At 69.8% G+C, this 19,394-nt stretch carries 17 protein-coding genes and 3 pseudogenes; 6 read left to right on the plus strand and 14 right to left on the minus strand.

What is annotated here, in order from left to right; translation table 11 throughout:
• Positions 1 to 62: 62 nt before the first annotated feature.
• Together J2S55_RS40410 and J2S55_RS40415 are read left to right on the plus strand one after the other, a co-directional pair.
• Entirely contained in the window at positions 63 to 467 is a 405-nt protein-coding gene (locus tag J2S55_RS40410) for a cupin domain-containing protein (RefSeq protein ID WP_306872184.1), read from the plus strand.
• 424 nt (positions 468 to 891) lie between these two features.
• Positions 892 to 1,890, plus strand: coding sequence for a serine hydrolase domain-containing protein (locus J2S55_RS40415; RefSeq protein ID WP_306872187.1), 999 nt, complete (start codon positions 892 to 894; stop codon positions 1,888 to 1,890).
• A gap of 393 nt (positions 1,891 to 2,283) precedes the next feature.
• Here the strand turns inward: J2S55_RS40415 and J2S55_RS40420 are convergent, their stop codons facing one another.
• The 4 genes from J2S55_RS40420 to J2S55_RS40435 all read right to left on the minus strand — a co-directional run bounded on the left by J2S55_RS40420 (position 2,284) and on the right by J2S55_RS40435 (position 7,791).
• Positions 2,284 to 2,817 carry a hypothetical protein gene (locus tag J2S55_RS40420; protein ID WP_306872190.1) on the minus strand — a complete coding sequence of 178 codons (534 nt, stop codon included), beginning with the start codon at positions 2,815 to 2,817 and terminating at the stop codon, positions 2,284 to 2,286.
• Between the two features lie 185 nt (positions 2,818 to 3,002).
• The gene (locus J2S55_RS40425) at positions 3,003 to 4,322 is read right to left on the minus strand and encodes a serine hydrolase domain-containing protein (RefSeq protein ID WP_306872193.1); all 1,320 of its coding nucleotides are present in this window, start codon (positions 4,320 to 4,322) and stop codon (positions 3,003 to 3,005) included.
• The gene (locus tag J2S55_RS40430; RefSeq protein WP_306872194.1) at positions 4,319 to 6,400 is read right to left on the minus strand and encodes a S9 family peptidase; all 2,082 of its coding nucleotides are present in this window, start codon (positions 6,398 to 6,400) and stop codon (positions 4,319 to 4,321) included. Before J2S55_RS40430 ends, J2S55_RS40425 begins: the two co-directional genes overlap by 4 nt.
• A complete protein-coding gene (locus tag J2S55_RS40435) occupies positions 6,397 to 7,791 on the minus strand; it encodes an MFS transporter (RefSeq protein ID WP_306872196.1) in 1,395 nt (464 codons plus the stop codon). Before J2S55_RS40435 ends, J2S55_RS40430 begins: the two co-directional genes overlap by 4 nt.
• 131 nt (positions 7,792 to 7,922) lie before the next feature.
• Here J2S55_RS40435 and J2S55_RS40440 point away from each other — a divergent pair, with 131 nt between their 5' ends.
• A complete protein-coding gene (locus J2S55_RS40440; protein WP_306872199.1) occupies positions 7,923 to 9,062 on the plus strand; it encodes a sensor histidine kinase in 1,140 nt (379 codons plus the stop codon).
• Positions 9,059 to 9,712, plus strand: a complete 654-nt coding sequence (locus J2S55_RS40445; protein ID WP_306872202.1) for a response regulator — start codon at positions 9,059 to 9,061, stop codon at positions 9,710 to 9,712. The genes J2S55_RS40440 and J2S55_RS40445 overlap by 4 nt, the downstream gene beginning before the upstream one ends.
• A gap of 2 nt (positions 9,713 to 9,714) precedes the next feature.
• Here J2S55_RS40445 and J2S55_RS40450 read toward each other — a convergent pair whose 3' ends face one another.
• From J2S55_RS40450 to J2S55_RS40470, 5 genes are all read right to left on the minus strand, one after another.
• On the minus strand, positions 9,715 to 10,986 hold the full coding sequence (locus tag J2S55_RS40450) for a serine hydrolase domain-containing protein (RefSeq protein WP_306872205.1): 1,272 nt from the start codon (positions 10,984 to 10,986) through the stop codon (positions 9,715 to 9,717).
• Positions 10,987 to 11,082: 96 nt separating this feature from the next.
• Positions 11,083 to 11,253, minus strand: a complete 171-nt coding sequence (locus J2S55_RS40455) for an NUDIX hydrolase (RefSeq protein ID WP_306872207.1) — start codon at positions 11,251 to 11,253, stop codon at positions 11,083 to 11,085.
• Between the two features lie 343 nt (positions 11,254 to 11,596).
• Complete coding sequence (locus tag J2S55_RS40460; protein WP_306872209.1) at positions 11,597 to 12,112, minus strand: hypothetical protein; 516 nt, start codon at positions 12,110 to 12,112, stop codon at positions 11,597 to 11,599.
• 130 nt (positions 12,113 to 12,242) lie between these two features.
• A complete protein-coding gene (locus tag J2S55_RS40465; protein ID WP_306872211.1) occupies positions 12,243 to 12,797 on the minus strand; it encodes a transposase in 555 nt (184 codons plus the stop codon).
• Positions 12,794 to 13,375, minus strand: a complete 582-nt coding sequence (locus J2S55_RS40470; RefSeq protein ID WP_306871840.1) for a helix-turn-helix domain-containing protein — start codon at positions 13,373 to 13,375, stop codon at positions 12,794 to 12,796. Before J2S55_RS40470 ends, J2S55_RS40465 begins: the two co-directional genes overlap by 4 nt.
• Positions 13,376 to 13,549: 174 nt before the next feature.
• On the opposite strand from J2S55_RS40470, the gene J2S55_RS40475 reads away from it, so the two are divergent.
• Positions 13,550 to 14,364, plus strand: a protein-coding gene (locus J2S55_RS40475) for an IS5 family transposase (protein ID WP_370879812.1) whose coding sequence is annotated in 2 segments (ribosomal slippage) — positions 13,550 to 13,904 and positions 13,904 to 14,364 — 816 coding nt in all. Because the reading frame shifts where the segments join, the coding sequence is not laid out codon by codon here.
• A 65-nt stretch (positions 14,365 to 14,429) separates the two neighbouring features.
• Here the strand turns inward: J2S55_RS40475 and J2S55_RS40480 are convergent.
• The 3 genes and pseudogenes from J2S55_RS40480 to J2S55_RS40490 all read right to left on the minus strand — a co-directional run bounded on the left by J2S55_RS40480 (position 14,430) and on the right by J2S55_RS40490 (position 16,721).
• Positions 14,430 to 14,741, minus strand: a complete 312-nt coding sequence (locus tag J2S55_RS40480; RefSeq protein WP_306872213.1) for a hypothetical protein — start codon at positions 14,739 to 14,741, stop codon at positions 14,430 to 14,432.
• Between the two features lie 52 nt (positions 14,742 to 14,793).
• Positions 14,794 to 15,042 (minus strand): annotated as a pseudogene (locus J2S55_RS40485) (transposase); the annotation flags it as partial.
• A 23-nt stretch (positions 15,043 to 15,065) separates the two neighbouring features.
• A complete protein-coding gene (locus J2S55_RS40490) occupies positions 15,066 to 16,721 on the minus strand; it encodes an IS1182 family transposase (RefSeq protein ID WP_306872215.1) in 1,656 nt (551 codons plus the stop codon).
• A gap of 98 nt (positions 16,722 to 16,819) precedes the next feature.
• On the opposite strand from J2S55_RS40490, the pseudogene J2S55_RS40495 reads away from it, so the two are divergent.
• A pseudogene (locus J2S55_RS40495) lies at positions 16,820 to 17,068 on the plus strand (transposase); the annotation flags it as partial.
• Between the two features lie 105 nt (positions 17,069 to 17,173).
• Here the strand turns inward: J2S55_RS40495 and J2S55_RS40500 are convergent.
• Both J2S55_RS40500 and J2S55_RS40505 read right to left on the minus strand, forming a co-directional pair.
• Positions 17,174 to 18,172, minus strand: a pseudogene (locus J2S55_RS40500) (IS256 family transposase); the annotation flags it as partial.
• A gap of 491 nt (positions 18,173 to 18,663) precedes the next feature.
• Positions 18,664 to 19,371, minus strand: coding sequence for an SDR family oxidoreductase (locus J2S55_RS40505; RefSeq protein WP_306872218.1), 708 nt, complete (start codon positions 19,369 to 19,371; stop codon positions 18,664 to 18,666).
• Positions 19,372 to 19,394 lie beyond the last annotated feature (23 nt).

The raw sequence follows: 19,394 nt of genomic DNA on the forward strand, positions 1-19,394 counted from the left end.
CTCGGGACTGCCTGCGAAAGCACCGATTGCGCTTACGCGGGCGGCTGCTAACGTCCGGACGCATGGGCGACAGCGTGTACGTGGGCAACGCGGGCAAGGATGCGGCGCTGGACCGGGGGTGGCTCCTCGGGCACTTCAAGGACACCGATGATCCTCGCCACAGCGAGGCCGTAGAGATCAAATGGGGCCTCCACCCGCGTGGCGACGAACGGCTGCAATGGGTGAGAGGTGAGGAACGAACGGCGCTCCTGGTGCTCATCAGCGGTCGCTTCCGTGTCGAACTCCCCGGTCGCAGCGTTCTCCTGCAAGAGCAGGGTGATTTCGTCGTGTGGGGTCACGGCGTCGACCACTCCTGGTTCGCAGAAGAAGAGTCGGTGGTGCTGACGGTTCGGTGGCCGTCCGTACCCGGCTACGCAGTGACACAACACGATGAGGCTCGGTCGCCTGGAGTCGCCCCGGTTCAGTAGACACATCAGGGCTTCGACCACGCGGCAGCACGACCATCTTCCCGGCTGCTCTTGAAAGTCTGCCGTTGATCGGATCCGGCGAGGCTGAGCGGCCTGTTGGCAAATTCGCCACGACTGGTTGCTGACCGGCCGGTAGCAGAGCAGCCGTATCGACCTCGGAGAAAGAGGCCGTCATGACAGAGCAGGGAGGCGGCCTATCCCCCTCGATACCAGCGCCGGCCGTACTACCTTCAGCGAGATGAACACCCGCTCGCCCCGGACCAGCCACATGCCCTGGCCCCGGGCGGCCCGTACTGGGGTATCCGCGCTGAGCACCCCCCATGATCTGAGCGGGCACACCTCATCGGCAACCACGGCGTCGGCGACTTCGAGGAGTATCCATGACCCACCCGCGTGACCAGATCACCCAGCTCCTCAACGATGGGTGCGCGAGCGGGTCTTCCCCGGCGCGGTATGGGCCATCGGCGACGCCACCAGCACGCTCCTGTCGGGAACCTGCGGCCTGGCCGACCCCACCGACCCCGCCTCCGCGATGCGGCCCGACACCCTGTTCGACGTCGCGAGCCTCACCAAGATCCTCGCCGTCTGGGCCTGCATCGGCTCCCTCTGGGAAGCCGGCGCGCTGCCGCTGGATGACCCGCTCGCCACCTTCTGGCCAAAGGTCGCCGGCCATCCGCTCGGCCAGGTCACCGCCCGGCATCTGCTCACCCACACCGCCGGCATGCCGCTGCGTGCCAACCTCAAGCACCTGTACGGCACCGACCCGCAAGCCGTCCGCGACGGTGTCCTGCACGAGGAACTGCATCGCCCGATCGGCGAAGCCGTCGACTACACCGACCGGGCCGCCCTGGTTCTGGGCTATCTCGCCGAGTACCTGTCCGGCCGGCCGCTGGACCGCCTCGCCCGGCACCGCATCTGGCAGCCGCTCGGCATGGCCGGCACCTGCTTCGGCCCCCTGGCGTGCGAGCTCATCGGGCGGTGCGCCCCCACCGAACTCGACCCCGACACCGGCGTCCACCTCAAAGGCGTCGTCCACGACTTCTCCGCCCGCCTGCTCAACGGCGTATGCGGCATCGCCGGCGTCTTCTCCACCGCAGACGACCTGGCGCTCTTCCAGCGCCACCTCCTGGCCCCCACCCCCGGATCGGATCCGGTCGGTTTCGGCGCCGCCTGGGTAGCCGAGTCCCTCCAGATCCACACCGGCGACCTGGCCCCGGCCCGCGGCCTGTTCTGGTATCCCGCCTCCGGCACCGCCCCTGAAGCCGACATCTATGTTCACTACGGTTTCACGGGCACCGGCATGTGGATCTCTCGCAAACAGAATCGGTGGGCCGTTCTGCTGACCAACAAGCTGTACTACAGCAGGGACCGCAAACCCCTCTCTCGTATCCGCAGGGCCTTCTGCGCGCTCACCTTCGATTGACCGCCCCTGGCGGATCCCGGTGGTCATGACCGTTGGAGGAGTGCTGGTGTGGGGGGCCGGCCGCGTCATCGCCGGTGCCAACGACGTGCCTGGTGCGCCAGAGGCGCTCAACGTCATCAGCAGTGCGGCTTCCTGGATCGGCGTGGCCGCCGTCGCAGTGGGCACTGCTGGCCCTGGCCATGATCGCGGCGCTCCTCATCGGGCGCAACAGGCAACACGGCCGTGAGGAAGACCTGAACCGCTGGACCAATCGGTGGCGCGCTCAAAGGATCAACTGATCAGGACGTGCACGAGGGGTGCGGCAAGCTCAGCAGGGCAGCTACCTGGAGCGGACTTCTACCGGCAAGCGACGACGAGCTTACGGACAACAGGATCCACCGCTACGTCACGGCTTCACCCCCTGCTCTGCTGGGCGCACGAAAAGGGCTCACTGTTCGGTGGTGTCATCGAGTGTCGATCTGTCCCTGTGGGTGCCAAGAACTCGGCCGCCCACAGGAGCTGCGGCTCACGACCACGATCACGACGTTCGCGACCGCGCTCGACGTGACCGTGGCGGAGGTGAAGCTGGAGGCGTTCCTGCCTGCGGACGCCGCCACGGCGGCGCTGCTGGCGTCCTGGCGCCCTCGTCGGGAACATGTAGTCGGTGACGATACGGCCGTCCTCGTCGAGTACGAGGACCTCGAGGCCACCGCCCGTCACCGCGCCCGCGTCGCGGAGGTCCACCGATTCCCATTGGAAGGTGACGACGTCGTGCAGGCGCACGGCGTCGCCCCTGCTCCTGAAGGTGAACTGCCCCGTCGCGACGGACTGCTCATAGCTGCGTGCCCCCCTGGTCTCGATCGCGTCGTACCCGTGCGCTTCGAGGGTGGTGGGCTCGAAACCCAGGTCGTGGGCGGCCTGCCGGATCTCCTGCGGCGGGTGGAGCACATGCTCGCCGCCCTCGGCCCACAGCTTCTGGACGGCCTTGCGGCGCAGCTCGGCGTCCGGTTCGAGTCAGAGCGCGACGTAGCGGTCGGCCAGGTCCTGGGCACGGGCACGGATATCGGTCACCGCTTCTCCTCGTGTCGGCGTTCCTCCCGATCCTCGGGAACGGGAGGAACACCGACAATTCCTCACAGGGAATCGCGGACGTTCAGCCGCCCCGTGTGCAGATAGCCGGCTCGCTCGCCCTCGCCGATGAACGCGACCGCCGCATGCACTCCGCCCCTGGCCTGCGCGAACACGAACGTGTCCGCGCGCAGCCTGGCCAGCTCGAAGGTCTGCGGCTCGCCGAGCTCCGCCATCGCGCCGAGCGGCGTGACGGTCACCCACAGCCGGCCCTCGGGGTCGCCCGTCACCTCCCACGCCGTCACGTCCGAGGCGTAGCGCCCGGCATAGCGATCGACGTCGAACGGGAGCGGCGGGGCGGGCGGCGCCACAGGAGGGGGCGCGCTGACCCCGGCCAGGCGGCCGAGCACGGGCGTGAGCAGCTCGGCCACCAGCGGGTCGGGGTCGCCGCCGTTGGTCAGCAGCACCGCGGCCACCCCCGCCTCCGGCACGAGCTTCAGCGTCGCGGCCTGACCCGGCGTGGAGCCGTCGTGCCCGACGACCGTGCCGCCCGCCCACTCCTGCAGCTCCCAGCCGAGCCCCCAACTTGCGGGCCTGCCGAGGTCGGGAAGGACGACCTGCGGCTCCCGCATCATCCTGGCCGGCGGCGCGGGCAGCATCCCCGCGCCGTCGGCCAGGTGCGCGCGGGCGAAGGTCAGCAGGTCGCCGGCGCTCATCGCCAGGCTGGCCCCCGCCGGGTCGTTCGAGCGCATCAACGACCAGGTCGAGACCGGCTCGCCGTGGGCGTGCCCGACGGCCGTGCCGTACAGGATGGCCTCGTCGGCGCTGGTGGCGGTGTGCGTCAGGCCCAGCGGGCCGATCAGGTGCGCGCGCAGCGCCTGGTTGTACGGCAGGCCGCGCATGACCTCGACGACGCGCCCGAGGATGACGTATCCGGCGTTGTTGTAGGACCAGATCGCGCCGGGCGGCGACAGTTGCGGCACCTTGCCGAGCAGCGCGACCAGCTTCTGGATCGCGTCGTCACCCCTTCCGGTGTCGACGAAGACGTCGCCCTCGAACCCGCCGGTGTGCGCGAGCAGCTGCCGGATCGTCACCGGCTCGGGCAGCGTGAGCTCGGGCAGCACCGACTGCGCGCTCTGGTCGAGGTCGAGCCGCCCCTCGCCGACGAGCTGGAGCACCAGCGTCGCCGTCCAGGCCTTGGCGACCGAGCCGATCTGGAACAGCGAGCCGGTCGTGACGGGCTGGCCGGTGCGGGTGTTGAGCACCCCGGTCGCGGCCATGGCCACCTCGTCGCCGGCGGCGAACGCGAGGACCGCACCGGTTATGCCGTGCGCGCCGGCCAGCGCGTCGAGATCGTCCTGCAGGTCAGGGAGGTCGAGGCTCATGCGGCGGCTCCGAACGTAGGGTCGATGCGGTATCCGGCCGGCGGCTCCGCGCCGATCAGATGGCGGGTGAGGAAGTCCCACTGGCGGCGCAGCACGTGTGCTTCGGCGTGCAGGTAGCCGTGGGCGGCGTTGGGGACCATGAGCATCTCGAAGTCGGCGTCGGCCTCGACCAGCGCGTTGACCAGGCGCAGCGACAGGCCGGGATGGCAGTTGTCGTCCATCTCGCCGAAGATGATCAGCAGCTTGCCGGCGAGCCTGCTGGCGTGCGGCAGCATCGAGCCGGCGGCGTAGTCCTGCGGCGGCGGCCCCTGGTAGGTCTCGCCCCAGATCGCGTAGTAACCGTCGTGCTCGTAGTCGCCCGCCGAGGCCACCCCCACGCGGAAGAAGCCGGGATGGGTCAGCATCGCCCTGGCCGTCGCAGCGCCGCCGCCGGAGTGCCCGATGACCCCCACCCGCTCCAGGTCGAGGTAGGGCCGCTCGGCGGCCAGCTGGGTGATCGCCGCCACGTGGTCCTCCAACCCCGCCGACACCGCGGGGTCGCCGTAGGAGACGTCCTGGAAGGCTTTCCCCCGGTACGGCGTGCCGCGCCCGTCGAGCACCACGACCGCCATGCCGAGCGCGGCCAGCGAGGGCGCGCCGCCCGCGGGATCGAGCAGCCAGGGGTCGAGCGTGTACCCGCGCAGGGTGGTGCGGAGCTGCCGGGCGATCTGCGGCCCGTTGTAGATCGAGTCGAGGATGGGGTACCGCCTGCCCGGGTCGAAGTCGCCGGGCAGGAACAGCAGGCCGTGGAGGTCGGTGACGCCGTCGGCGGCCTTGGCGGTGAAGCGCTCGGGCGCCCGCCATCCGGCCTTCTCCAGCAGGGTCAGGTCGGCCCGCTCCAGCTCCATGACGACCGCTCCCGTCGTGTCGCGCAGCACGGTGACGCTCGGCGTGCCGGGCGTGGCGTAGGTGTCGACCAGCCAGCGCCCGTCGGAGGAGACGTGCACGTGGTGGTCGCCGTCCTCGGGGGTGAGCACGGTGACCCCGCCGCCGTCGAGGTCGGCCCGGCACAGACGGCGGTCGTAGGGGTTCGAGCCGTGCCCGCCCGACAGGAACAGCACCTGCCTGGCCGTCCAGTCGACCTGGAGCAGCTCGCGGACGAGCCACTCGCCGGCGGTGACGGCGTTGCCGAGCTCGCCGCCCCTGTACAGGTAGAGGTGGCCCCAGCCCGAGCGGTCGGAGTACCACAGCACCTCGTCGCCGCGGGTGCGCACGAGCGGCGGCTCGACGATCGTCGGGGCGGTGTACATCACCGTCTCGGCGTGCTCCTCCTGGACGATCTCCGCCCGGCCCGTCCTGGCGTCGACGCGGTAGAGCACGGCGCCCCGGTGGCCGCGCGTGCCGTACAGCATCCACAGCGTGTCGTCGTCCTCCCACCAGATCCGGCCCAGGTTGAGCGGGGCGTCGTGGGTGAAGGCCAGCGGCTCGACGGCGACGTCGACCCGCTCGCCCGTCTCCGCATCGAAGATCGCGTGCGTGAAGGTCGGCAGCGGGTCGCCGGGCATCTCGTAGTGCATCGTGTGCGCCAGCGGCCGGCCGCCCCCGGGAGGGCACGACTGCGTGATCGTCAGCGTGGGCACGTGCCGCTGGTCGACGCGGTGGGTGATGAACCTGCGGCCGTCGGGCGCCCACGCCAGCAGCGGGGGTGTGGTCATCCCCTGCTGGGTGGCGACGATCGGCAGCCGGTTCTGGTCGCTCGGCAGGCCGTAGGCGTGTCCCGGTTCGCCGTCGTGGGTGAGGGGGGCGCCGTTCACCAGGAGGTCGCCGGCCTCGCAGGTGACCGTGAAGCGGCCGTCGGGCGAGGTCTGGGCGCCGGTGAGCTCGGGCGGGAGGGCCGGCTCGGCCGCCGGAGGGGTCGCCGGGCCCTCCACCCGCTCCTTCCGCTCCGGGAAGATCCGGACCTGGCGCGGGCCTTCGGACGTGCCGACCAGATACCAGAAGGAGTCCTCCTCCCAGACGGGCGTCACGGCCGAGCGGTGCACCAGCTTCGCCTCCTGCGAGACGTGCAGCGCCTCGGCGCGGCGATAGGCGTCGATCATGTGGTCTCTCCGATCGCGTGGTCGATGAGGGCGTCGAGATCGCCCATGAGGGTCTTGCGGATGGTCGCGATGAACCACGACCCGAGGGCCGCGGGGACGAGCAGCAACAGCAGCGCGCCGCGCAGGTCGAGGAAGGCAGTGGCCAGGGCCAGCAGCCCCGCGCCCGCCAGGCCGCCGACCGCGACGATCAGCCCCAGCGCGGCCATGGCGTGCGGCCGGTCGGCGGGCCGGACGACTGAGAGGGCGCCGATGAACAGGCACGGCCCGATCACCGCCAGGAACGCCTGGCCCAGCGCGAGCAGGGCCAGCAGCAGCCACAGCGCCGGCGCGACCGCGGACAGGGCGAACGCCGTGGCGGCCGCGGCCAGCGCCCCGCCCGACAGCGCCATGAACCGCGCCGGTCCCGCCCGGTAGGCCGCCTCCGCCCTGGCCCCGAAGGCGGCCAGCGCTGCGATCGACACCGCCGCGGCGGCACCGGTGAACAGCCCTCGCTGGCCGGGCGTGAGCGCGTACTCCTGCTCCAGCAGGGTCGAGACCACCACGCCGTACGGCGCGGCCAGCGCCCCTATCGCGGTGAATCCCACGCACATCCGGCGGATGGTCGGGACGCGCAGGGTCCGCACGAGCGCCGCCCCGAAGCCGGTCGTCCCCTCGTCCGCGGCCGGCGCGGGGGCACCCGACCTGGCCTGGAGCTCGGCCACGTCCCAGCGGCCCAGAACCGGCTCGCGCAACCGCAGCGCGTACAGGCAGGCCGCCAGCGACAGCCCGCCGAGCGTCGCGAACACCGCCCGCCAGTCCATGCCGAGCCACGACACCAGCGCCGCGACGACCAGCGGCCCCAGGACGCCGGCCAGCGGCGACGAGGCGGAGTACAGCGACATCACCCGTATGCGGGCGGGCGGTGGGTAGGCGTCCACGAGCAGCGGCGGATGCAGCACCGCCACCGTGCCGGTGGTGGCCCCGTTGACCAGCATGAGCGCGGCCAGCGAGAGCGGTCCTGCCACCGACCCGGTGAACAGCGTGGTCAGGCTCCAGGCGAACCCGGTGCCGACCGCCAGCCGTACCCGGTGGGGGTAGCGGCGCAGCAGCGCGGCCACCGCGAACGGAGCGAGCCCCGCCGCCACGCCCTGGGCGGCCACGATTCCCGACAGCGAGCCCGCGTCCATCCCGAGCGAGGCGGCGATCTCGGGTGCCAGCACGCCGAACACCTGGGTCTGGAAGCTGTCCACGACGGCCAGCACGGTCATCGCGACCAGGAACGACAGGCCGGTGCCGTGCTCCCTGAGCGTGCGCAGCAGAGGAGCGGTGTCGCCCTCCCTGCCGGTGACGCCCAGGACCGCGCGTGCGTCCTGCCTGCTCAAGGAGGCGTGTTCGCCTGGAAGATCGTTCACGCATCGAGGATCACGCGGTACGGCACGCGCGCACGAGCGCCGAACGGGGGCTTCCCCGTGGCGATCGTAGGCGATGGCACCCTACTTTCGTCGGATCCGGCCCGCCCATGCGGATCGGTAGCGTGTGCGGTATGAACGCGCGGGTCAGAAGGCTGTCGGGGGACGTCGCGCTCGCCGTGGCCGTGGGCGTGGTGGGCGTCGGCAGCGATCTGGCCATCAGCGGCGCGGTGCCCATGGCGCTGGTGCCCGACGTGCCGTGGCAGGGGCTGTGGGTGCAGGTCGCGGGTGCGGCCGCGCTGCTGGGGCGGCGGCGCTTCCCCCTCGCGGTGGCGCTGGCGATGATCCCGCTCGGCTTCATCGAGGTGCCGGTGGCCATGCCGTTCGCGCTGTACGCGCTCGGCGCCCACCGCGGCGATCGGCGGCTGCTCGTGGCGGTGACCGGGCTGGCGCTGCTCGTGCTGACCCACCTGTGGGAGGCCGCCGATCTCGCCACGGCCCTGCACCTCATCGCGATCTGCGGCCTGGTGGTCATCCCCGCGACGCTGCTCGGCCTCTACGCCGACAGTCAGCGGCGGCTCAACACGGCGCTCGCCGAGCGGGCCGAACGGGCCGAACGCGAGCAGCGACTGCTGGTCGAGCAGGCCAGGGCGGAGGAGCGCACCCGGCTCGCCCGCGAGATGCACGACGTCGTCACCCACCACGTCAGCCTGATGGTGCTGCAGGCGGGGTCCCTTCGGATGGCCGCGCCGTCGCCCGAGGTGCGCGACGCGGCCGAGGAACTACGCGCCACGGGCCGGCGCGCGCTCGGGGAACTGCGCGAGGTCGTCGGCGTGCTGCACGACCGGCAGCCCGCCGACCTCGCCCCGCCGCCGACCCTGCTCGACGTCACCCGCCTGGTCGCCGATTCGGGGCTGCCGGTGTCGCTGAGCCAGGACGAGCAGATCGAGGTGTCGGCCCCGCTCGGCCGTACCGCCTACCGGGTGGTGCAGGAGGCGCTGACCAACGCGCGCAAGCACGCGCCGGGCGCACGGGTCTCCGTCCGCCTGAGCCACCACGACGGCGGGGTCCGCGTCGAGGTGCGCAACCGCGCGGCGGACCCGGCGCCCGCCGATCCCCTGCGCCTCGGCCTGCCGCCGTCCGGCACCGGGCTGCTCGGCCTGCGGCAGCGGGTGGAGCTGGTCGGCGGCGCCTTCACCGCCGGCCCGACCGAGACCGGCGGATTCGAAGTGCTGGCGACACTGCCGGGAAAGGGAAGGGGAAGCGCCCGATGATCAGGATCCTGCTCGTGGACGACGAACGGATGGTCTGCGCCCACCTGCGGGCGATCCTGTCCCGCGCCGACGATCTCGAGGTGGTGGGCGAGGCGCACGACGGCGCCGAGGCGATCGAGGCGATCGTCCGGCTGGCGCCGGACGTCGTGCTGATGGACATCAGGATGCCCGGCGTCGACGGCCTGGCCGCGGCCGAACGCGCCTGCCGGCTGCCCCACCCGCCGAAGATCATCATGCTCACCACCTTCGACCTGGACGAGTACGCGGTCAGGGCGCTGCGCGCGGGCGCGGTCGGCTTCCTGCTCAAGGACACCGACCCCGAGGATCTGACCGGCATCGTCAGGGTCGCCGCCGACGGGCACGCCGTCGTCTCGCCCGAACTGACCAGGCGCCTGGTGTCGGCCTTCGCGCCCGGCGAGCCCGCCAGGCGCGCCGCCAGGGCGCTGGTGGACGGGCTGACCGAGCGCGAGACCGAGGTGCTGGTCTGCCTGGCGGAAGGGCTGTCCAACTCCCAGACGGGCAGCCGGTTGTTCCTGAGCGAGACGACGGTCAAGGGATACGTGTCACGGCTGCTCGGCAAGCTCGGCTGCACCAACCGCACCCAGGCCGCGCTGCTGGCCTACGACGCCGGCCTGGTCAGCCGAGCCTGAGCTCAGACGACCCTGCGGGCGGCGAAGCCGCCGCTGACCAGGCGCACCGCCCGCCCGTCCCTGACCACGAACGCCAGATCCCAGCCCCGCCCGCCGGACAGGTCCTGCTCGGGCAGGAACCGGTGCTCGTCCAGCGGCAGCAGCGCCACCGGCGGGCTGAGCGCGCCCGAGGCCACGTCCTCCAGCGTGACGGTCAGCACCCCGTCCACCGCGGTCACTTCGTAGCGCAGGTCGCAGGCGGCGTACCGGCCCTCGTACGGCCCCGCGTCGGCCGTGAGCCGCGTGACGGGCTCCACGTCGGCGGGCCGAGCCCCCAGCACCTCGGCGGCCACGGCGACGGCCAGCGGATAGCCCGCGTGCGGGCTGTTACACACCACCGCGACGACCACGCCGGTGGAGGGCACCCACAGCAGCGTCGACGAGCCGCCGAGATTGGTGCCGCTGTGGCCGAGCACGGTCGTCCCGCCAAAGTCGCGCTGGTAGGGCCCCAGACACCAGCTGTCGGCGAACCTCCTGGTCGGCAGCGACACCTGCGGCACCTGCATGGCGGCGCACGCCTCGGCCGACAACACGCCGGCGCCCGCCCGGACGAACAGCTCGCCGAACCTGGCCAGATCGGCGGCCGTCGAGCACAGCGTGCTGCCCGCCGGCCCCGAGGCGCGCGAGAACGTCCACGGCCGCACCACCGAGCCGTCGGGCGCGTGCCCCACGGCGACCCTGTGATAGGGCAGCTCCTCCCACAACGTCAGGCACTCGCGCAGCCCGAGCGGCTCGAAGACCCTGCGCCGCAACGCCTCGTCCCAGCTCGCCCCGGTCAGCCGGGCGACCAGCGCGCCGGAGACGACGGTGGAGGCGTTGCTGTAGGAGTAGCCGTCGCCCGGGGCGAACAGCATCTCCATGCCGGCCAGCGTCGCCAGGTAGTCGGCCGGGTCGTCGTAGTGCCCGTTGTCGATCCCGCTGCTCATGGACAGCAGGTGGCGCGCGGTCACCGACGCGGTGGCGGCGCCGTCCGACAGCCGCAGCTCCGGCAGGTGGCGCACGACCGGCTCGTCCAGGTCCAGCAGCCCGTCGTCGACCAGAGTCATCGCCAGCACCGCGGTGTGCAGCTTGGTCGTCGAGCCGATCTGGATCAGCGTGCGCGGGTCCATCGGCAGGCCCAGCTCGGCGTTGGCGACCCCGGTGGCGGCCTCGCACAACTCGCCGTCGGCGAGCACGGCGACCTGCGCGCCGGTGACGCCCATCCGGCGGGCGGCCTCGGTCAGCATCTCTTCCATGGCGACCGAGTCTCGGCCGCCCGCCCCTCCCCCATCAAGGCAATGGCGGGCGCAGCCCACCTTCGCCACGGCAGGACCGTACTTTGGTGTGGCCTTTCAGAAGCCGAACTGGGCGAAAGGCCGCCCGTCGCCGATCTCCCGCAGTGCCGCCGCCGGGTAGTCGACCATGCCGTCGGGCAGCCGGTTCAGCGGATGCCACTCCAGCGCGTCGCACTTGCCCGGCTCGGCGGATCCTCGCCAGCACTCGGGTGTCCGGCAAGAGATCAAGTCTCACCGAACCCAGGGCGGTTCACTCACCGCCCGGATGGGTTCCCTGCGACTTCCCCAGCGGAGGCGGGGACGAATTGCATCGCTTCCTGGAGGGCGCCCGCAGCCGCGACGAGACCGCTCTAGCCGTCATCCCCCTGGGCGACGGGGCTGACGACACCCCTCGATCCGCACTGATGCGGGACGGCGCCTCGTTCTACCACCTGCACAGCTTGACGGCCCGGACGCTGCTGGAGCGCCACTCAGAACTGCCCTGTGCTGTCTGCTCTTTGCTCTCACGGGTGATCCCCTGGTCAAGAGCCTTGTCTGCGGCACCCGCCCAGGGGATGCCGTCGATCACGGCTCAGCGCGTGTCAACCACGACCTGCCGGATCAGCTTGACGGGCTCTTCGCCCGGTTCCTTCCGGAATCCGTCGGCGTCACACACGGTGTACGGTCCCATGAGCCGTGTGCCGGCAGTGCTGGCCAGGTACCACCGGCCGCCGACCAGCGCCAGCCGGTAGTACGGATCCTGGGGGTCGACATCGACGAGGGATGGATCGACGCCACACAAAACGTCGACGCCGTGTCGCTCTCCCATGTGCTCTGCGACGCGGAGGTCAGGGTACGGCCCAAGTCCACAGTCGTATCCGCCCAGCACATCCAAGGAAAGCGGCCACGCCGGATCTTCGTTGCCCACCAGGCGTATCCACAGGTCTCCCATATTGTCCGGAATATCGGCGTCGTCCGGCTGAACCACCAACTGCAGGCCAGGCGGGATCAATTCCACGAATGTGGCAACCACGTCGGCAACGGTGAGTGCCCGTGACACGGTGATACTGAACATGACCGTCACATAACCATGCGGGGCAACTGTCACGAGCTGTATTCGATATCTGTGTGGCAGGCGAGCGTGTTCCCCGGTCAGGTACCGCAGACAAGATCGAAGGGCATGCGTAGGGCTATCGCCAGGGCGAACGTTGCCTGATGCGGCACTAGTGCTGCGTTCCTCAAAGCAGGTAGACGAACTTGCGGCGCAGGATCCGGGGCCGTGGCGGTGGTCGCCCCCAGATCCAGGGCTGGGCGTGGGCGTTGAGCTGGGCGGTGGCAAGGGCGACCGCGTGGGCGATCTCGACGGCGTCGGCGAAGGTCTGCCCGGCGAACGCCGCCTTGCGTAGCAGTCGCCACCAGCCCTCGGCCAGGTTCAGCCAGCACGCCTTGACCGGGATGAACACCTGACGGATCCGCGGGTGACGGACCAGCCATTGGCCGACCTTCCAGCTGAAGTGGCTGGACAGGTTGTCGGTGATGACGACGATCGCGCCACGCCGGTTGGCTTTTGCGATGCGGGCCAGCAACTGGATCCAGCCGTCGCTGTTGCGTGAGGGCGCGCAGAAGGTGAGCTCGGTGCCGTCACGGATGCGCAGCGCGCCGTAGACCCAGGTCTTGTCGGTGCCGCGTGAATACTCCAACCTGGCTTTGATCCGGTGCCCGTCGGGAGACCAGGCGGGCGCGGGTGCGAAGGTGCGCGGGGTCACCGGCCCCAGCTCGTCGGCGCAGATCACCGTGGTCGCGGCCGGCGGCTGGGTGTAGAGGCCGATGATCGTGGCTCTTTTGGGGCGAAGTCCGGATCGGTCGATTCGGTCCAGGAGCGGGTGTGTCGCCAGCGGACCTTCTCCGCTCGCAGGATCCGGCGGACCTGGCTGCGCGCGATGACGATGCCCTGCGCGCGGGCGGCGGCGGTCAGGCTGTCCAGCGTCCACTGCGCCGGGCCGCTGTCGTCGGTGGCGGCCAGGTCGCCGGCCGCGTCGCGGGTCAGGCGTCCGGGCGGGGTCGAGCGCGCCAACGCGATGAGCTGTCCGCGTTCGACCTCGGTGATCCGTGGTTTGCGACCCGTCCCGGGCCGGTCGCCCAGTCCGGCCAGGCCCTCGGCGTTGAATCGCTCGATCCGCTCGCGCACGGTCTGCATGTGACAGCCGAGCTTGGCCGCGATGGCGCTGGTGCGCAGGCCCTGCCAGCTGAACACGATCATCTGCGCTCTCATGATCCAGTCGGCCGGGGCATGACGGGCACCGGCCAGCTTGCGGATCTGCCGGTCCTCCTCGGCGTCCACCGGCGGACGCGCGTACAGCAGTTTCGGCATGGCAATCCCCCCTGAGACCATCATCACCCCAGGTCGATAGGGATCTCCACTCCCATTCAGGAATGGAGCACTAGGGGTTGACCCAGACGCTCCGACCGAACTTATAGCTCCTAACAGAATGATCTCTGTTGTGGTTTGATCTCTCGCTGTAACGACAGCGGGAGGGTGAGCACGTTGGCGCGGCTGAAGCCGTGGGAGGTCAGCGACGAGCTGTGGGCGGCTATTGAACCGCTGCTGCCCAAACACCAGCGGCGAGCCCGCTGGCCAGGACGAAAGCGATTGGATGACCGCCTGGCGCTGCAGGGCATCTTGTTCGTGCTGCACACCGGCATCGCCTGGGAGCATCTGCCGCAGGAACTCGGGTACGGCTCGGGCATGACGTGCTGGCGGCGGCTGAACGAGTGGCACAAGGCCGAGGTCTGGCAGCGCCTGCACGAGGTGCTCCTGGCCAGGCTCCGAGCGGCCGATGCCATCGACCTCTCCCGGGCCTCGGTGGACTCCTCCCACGTCAGAGCGCTAAAAGGGGGGCGCAGACCGGTCCGTCCCCGGTCGATCGAGGACGGACCGGCAGCAAGCACCACCTGATCGTCGACGCCACCGGCATCCCCTTGGCGGCGATCCCGACCGGCGGTAACCGCAACGATGTCACCCAGCTCGTCCCGCTGTTGCAGGCCGTTCCACCGGTGCGTGGCAAGCGCGGCCGGCCCCTCCGGCGCCCCGACGTCGTCCTGGCCGATCGCGGCTACGACCACGACAAGTACCGCAAGCAGGTCCGCGCCCTCGGCATACGCCCGATCATCGCCCGACGCGGCACCGAGCATGGCTCCGGCCTGGGCAAACACCGCTGGGTCGTCGAGCAGCCCTTCGCCCTGCTGCACCACTTCCGCCGCCTGCGCATCCGCTGGGAGATTCGCGACGACATCCACGAGGCCTTCCTCAGCTTCGGTTGCGCCCTGATCTGCTGGCGCCGTCTTAGCTCATTGCGTTAGGAGTTCTTACTGGCCCCATGCCGCGCACTAGCGGACCCACGCGGAGCGATCCCGTCCCAGCCGCGTCAAGACCTCGTGGGGGCAGACCGGACCCAGATGCTGGGGTCGGTGGACGCCAGCCGGTGCAACAGCGCGGTCGGCAGGCGGACGTTGCCGGCGGCGGCGGTGCGCACCGTGCTGTCGGGGTCGTCGGCCAGCGCGGCCAGCAGCGGCGCGCTGAGGTCGGGGTTGGAGGCGGCATTGGCGCGCAGCCAGGAGTCAGGGTCGGTGGCGGCCTGGTCGATCAGCCAGCACGGAACCCGCGGATGGGCCAGGGCGCCCGAGAATCCCCCAGGAAATGACCGAACTCGGCGAGCACACTGCTGCGCCGCGGTCACGTCCAGCGAAGTGGTGTATGAGTTGATCTTCGCGTGATCCTGTTTCTGCAGGTTAAGCGGTAAGTGTCTGCGGGATGGGGTTCTGTTGCGGTGTGTCGCCGGAGATCACGCGTAGTCGGGTCTTGGCCAGGACGTCCAGACCCATGTAGCGGCGGGCCTCGGTCCACTCATCGGTCTGCTCGGCCAACACCGCACCAACGAGCCGGACGATGGAGCCGCGGTCGGGGAAGATCCCGACGACGTCGGTGCGGCGGCGGATCTCCTTGTTCAGCCGCTCTTGCGGGTTGTTCGACCAGATCTGACACTGTTGGCCAATCCCGGTGGTCAGGCGGCGACCGCGGTTTGGAGCTTTTCGAGATGGTGGCGGCGACTGGTGGATAGAGGGACGCCGGTGAGCCAGGCGTCGATGCGGACGAAGTTGATCGCGGCTGCTGTCAGGACGTGCTGCACATGGGTCTTGGCCAAGCCGAGGTAGCGGGATCTGCGCAGCTGGAAGCCGCGCACTGCCTGGGAGATGGTGCCTTCGATGCCGGAGCGCAGAGCGTACTGCTGTTTCCAGGCTTCGGTCTGTTGGGCGGCCCGGTTGCGCTGCAAGGTCTCGTGGACTTCGCGTGCGTGGAGGGTGAGCTGACGGGGTTCGCGTTTGGCGCGGGTGCATTTGGCGCGGACCGGGCAGGAGGTGCAGTCGGACTTGGAGAAGTCGACGTGGATGGACTCCTCGCCGGCCTTGGTTCGCCAGGGCGCCCAACTGGTGGAGGTCTTACCCTGTGGGCAGGTGACCGTCTGGTTGTGCCAGTCGATGGTGAACCCAGAGCTGTCGAAGCCCTCCCCGGCTTTGGCCTGCCAGCTGCAATCTTCCCGGGCGGGCCCCAACAGGTCGATGCCGTAGGTATTCCGGCTGGTCACGACAAGCTCGCCGCCGGTGTATCCCGAGTCGATCAGATGGATATCCGGCAAGAGATCACGTTCGGTGAGCCTGGCGTGGATGACGGGGATCAGGTCGTTGTCAGCGACCTGCGCGGCGGTCGTGGCGACGTTCACGACCACGTGCGGGACGTCTGGCTCGCAGGTCTCGGTCAGGTGAGCCTTGTAGCCGACCCAGCCGCTGCCGCGTTTGACTCCGTAGCGGGCATCGTCGTCATAGGGCGAGGCTTGCCGCTCGCCCGAAGGAGGAAGATCCTTCGGCTCTCGCCAGCGGCGGCGGCCTTGTTCGTCGAGGCGGAACTGCTGGTCCCAGACCCGCCGCAACACCCCGATGGCCGGGAGTTCACGAAGCCAAGCCGGAGCCTCGTCGGAGTCGATGCAGCCAAGCAGCCGATCTCCGTCGGCGCCGATCGTCTCGGCATAGGCCAGGCGTTTCGCGTCGTCCTTGGGTAGCTGGTACTCCTCTACCCGATGACCGTAACGCTGGGCCCAGCCCTGCTCGATCAGCGGGGCGAGCCAGTTGGGAGCGACGATGGCCACAGCGGCGAGCGCGGCCCGCATCGTCTCGCCGACAAGTTCCAATCGGTTGACTGCGCGGATCGCGGCGAGAACATGGGTGGAATCGGTGCGCTGGCGGCCACCGGCCTTCACCAGCCCCGCCGCCTGCAACCGCAAAAGCATCAGATCGAGCAGCCGATCGGGCCCGGCCTCGATCAGACGTGATCGGAACTCGCTCAGCACCGAGAAGTCGAACCCTGGATCAGTCAACTCCAGACCCAGGGCGTATTTCCAGTCGATCCGTCCCCGCACTGCATCAGCGGTCTGCCGGTCCGACAGCCCTTCCAGGAACTGCAGCACGCTGACCAGCGCCAATCGGCCCGGCGACACCGCAGGCCGTCCGCGCCGGGAGAACATGCCGATGAACTCGGCATCCTGGAACACCTGTCCCAGAGCGTCCCGCAACCGGATCGGCAGGCTTCCCTTCGGGAAGGCTGCTGCGCAGATGCGGGCGGTCTCTTCGGGAATGTCATGATCCTCGATCGGGCGCAGGGACAACCGAACCTCCTCGGCAGCAGCCCCGATCTAACAGAAGGATCATGATCCCACCGCCGTCACTCTCCGCGCAGGCAGTCTCGCGGATTCGCCAACAGTGTCAGATCTGGTCGAACAACCCGCAAGAGCGGCTGAACAAGGAGATCCGCCGCCGCACCGACGTCGTCGGGATCTTCCCCGACCGCGGCTCCATCGTCCGGCTCGTTGGTGCGGTGTTGGCCGAGCAGACCGATGAGTGGACCGAGGCCCGCCGCTACATGGGTCTGGACGTCCTGGCCAAGACCCGACTACGCGTGATCTCCGGCGACACACCGCAACAGAACCCCATCCCGCAGACACTTACCGCTTAACCTGCAGAAACAGGATCACGCGAAGATCAACTCATACACCACTTCGCTGGACGTGACCCCGTCACTCTCCGCGCAGGCAGTCTCGCGGATTCGCCAACAGTGTCAGATCTGCTTCCAGACCTCGCGCGGGAAGGCAGTGAAGGCCAGGAGCTCGTCTCGGGCGGCGTCCAGGTGCTCGCACGCGGCTGGGTACTTGGCTTCCAAGGCGTCGATCACCCAGGTGTGCTGGGTGCGCACCTGCTCGGTGGTGGGCTGGTCGAAGATGGTGCGCACCAGGGTCGCCACCCAGGGCTGGGCGGACTTCGGAACGGTCGTCAAGAGGTTGCGCAGGTAGTGGGTGCGGCAGCGCTGCCAGGACGCTCCGGGCAGGGTTGCGCCGATCGCGCCGACCAGCCCGGCGTGGGCGTCGGAGATGACCAGCTGCACCCCGGACAGGCCGCGGGCGACCAGGCCGCGCAGGAAGGCCAGCCAGCCGGCGCCGTCCTCTGATGAGCTGACCTCCAGGCCGAGGATCTCTCGGTTGCCGTTGGCATTGACCGCGGTGGCGACCAGGACGTGCACGTTGATGATCCGGCCGCCCTCGCGCACCTTCTGCGTGAGCGCATCCAGCCACACGAAGGCATACGGGCCCGCGTCCAACGCTCGAGTACGGAAGGCCTCCACCTGGGCGTCCAACACCTTGGCCATCTCTGACACTTGGCTTTTGGAGATGTTCTTGATGCCGAGCTGCTCGACCAGCTTGTCCACCCGGCGGGTGGAGACCCCCAGCAGATAGGAGGTGGCCACCACGCTGATCAGTGCCTGTTCGGCCCGGCGGCGGCGCTCCAGCAGCCAGTCGGGAAAGTAGGAGCCCGAGCGTAGTTTCGGGATCGCGAGCTCGACGGTGCCGGCGCGGGTGTCCCAGTCGCGGCTGCGGTAGCCGTTGCGCCGGTTGGTGCGCTCGTCGCTGCGGGTACGGTAGTCGGCGCCGCACAGACCGTCGGCCTCGGCCGACATCAATGCCTCGGCCATGGTCTTCACCATGGATCGCAACAGATCCGAGTCCCCGTGCTCGATCTGCTCCGTCAGCCAGGCGGCGGGGTCCACACTGTTGTTCACGGCCATCGCTTCTTCTCCTTCGATCTTGGTTTCGCAACCTGAAGGATCACGCGATGGCCGTCCTCATTCCACGACGCCACGCCCACTAGCTGGGGAAACTCGTACACCACCTCCGTGGACGCAACCTGCGCCGCCTACAGCCGCAAGCAGGCCACCCCCACCTCCATGCGATTGACCGCCCCGACGCCGCCAACCGCACAGCATCACCCCGACCGCCGGGCTCTGCACGTCCATCGGCCGGTTCCCCGTGCACTCACAGCGCTCCGACACCGCCAGATGCCTTCACCACAGTCACCACACGAGCCTGAACCAGCCCGGCCGGCGGCCATAGGAGCCCAGAAACAACAAGATCCCGTCCGATCAAGCCGATCGGACGGAATCCCGTCAACTTCCTTCAAGCCGTCTCAAGAACGGCCCCAGAGGCCAGGTAGCAGTTCTGCCACCACACAGAGCACCAGTAGAGAGCCCATCGAAGGGCCTCCTGCTTCAACGCCGACTCACCAGGGCAAAGCGCCGTCGTCCTGCAGGAAGGCGCCCGTCGGACCGTTCGCGTCCAGACTGGCGAGATGCACGGCTATCGCTGCGCCCTGCTCTGCCGTACGGAATCCGGTGTGCCCGTTGAGGTCGGTGGCGCAGTAGCCGGGGTTGGCCGCGTTGACTTTGATCGGGGTCTCGAGGAGCTCCTTGGCGTACGCGACGGTGATCATGTTGAGTGCCGACTTCGAGGAGTTGTAGGCCACGTAGGAGTGCGCCCAGAGGGCGCTCTCCGGGTCGCTCGCGTAGGTGAGGGACCCCAGCTCGCTCGACATGTTGACGATTCTGCCTGCCTTCGACGTGCGAAGCAGCGGCAGCATGGCGTTGGTGACGGTGATGACGCCGAACACGTTCGTCTCATAGACACCTCGCACCGCCTCCAGGGAGATGCCGCTCGGGGTGAGCTCCTCCGGCCCGCCGGTGACTCCCGCGTTGTTGATGAGGACGTCGAGCGTGCCGTACTCCTTCTCGATCCACTTCGCCGCCGCCTGAGCACTGGCGGGGTCGGTGACGTCGAGGGGCACGTACCGCTGCCCGAGCCGGTCGGCGGCGGCGCGGCCGCGCTCCTCGTCGCGTGCGCCGATCAGGACGGTCATCCCCCGCTCGCCGAGCAGTCGTGCCGTCTCGAAGCCGATTCCCTTGTTGGCACCTGTGATGAGAGCTGTCGTCATGGGTCCAACGCTGGCCGTGGACG

Source organism: Streptosporangium brasiliense (genome assembly GCF_030811595.1).
Lineage (GTDB): Bacteria > Actinomycetota > Actinomycetes > Streptosporangiales > Streptosporangiaceae > Streptosporangium > Streptosporangium brasiliense.

Coding starts and splice junctions, on each gene's coding strand:
- J2S55_RS40440 (WP_306872199.1), top strand. CDS start 7,923: ATGAACGCGCGGGTCAGAAGGCTGTCGGGGGACGTCGCGCTCGCCGTG.
- J2S55_RS40505 (WP_306872218.1), bottom strand. CDS start 19,371: ATGACGACAGCTCTCATCACAGGTGCCAACAAGGGAATCGGCTTCGAG.
- J2S55_RS40410 (WP_306872184.1), top strand. CDS start 63: ATGGGCGACAGCGTGTACGTGGGCAACGCGGGCAAGGATGCGGCGCTG.
- J2S55_RS40470 (WP_306871840.1), bottom strand. CDS start 13,375: ATGCCGAAACTGCTGTACGCGCGTCCGCCGGTGGACGCCGAGGAGGAC.
- J2S55_RS40425 (WP_306872193.1), bottom strand. CDS start 4,322: ATGAGCCTCGACCTCCCTGACCTGCAGGACGATCTCGACGCGCTGGCC.
- J2S55_RS40445 (WP_306872202.1), top strand. CDS start 9,059: ATGATCAGGATCCTGCTCGTGGACGACGAACGGATGGTCTGCGCCCAC.
- J2S55_RS40450 (WP_306872205.1), bottom strand. CDS start 10,986: ATGGAAGAGATGCTGACCGAGGCCGCCCGCCGGATGGGCGTCACCGGC.
- J2S55_RS40430 (WP_306872194.1), bottom strand. CDS start 6,400: ATGATCGACGCCTATCGCCGCGCCGAGGCGCTGCACGTCTCGCAGGAG.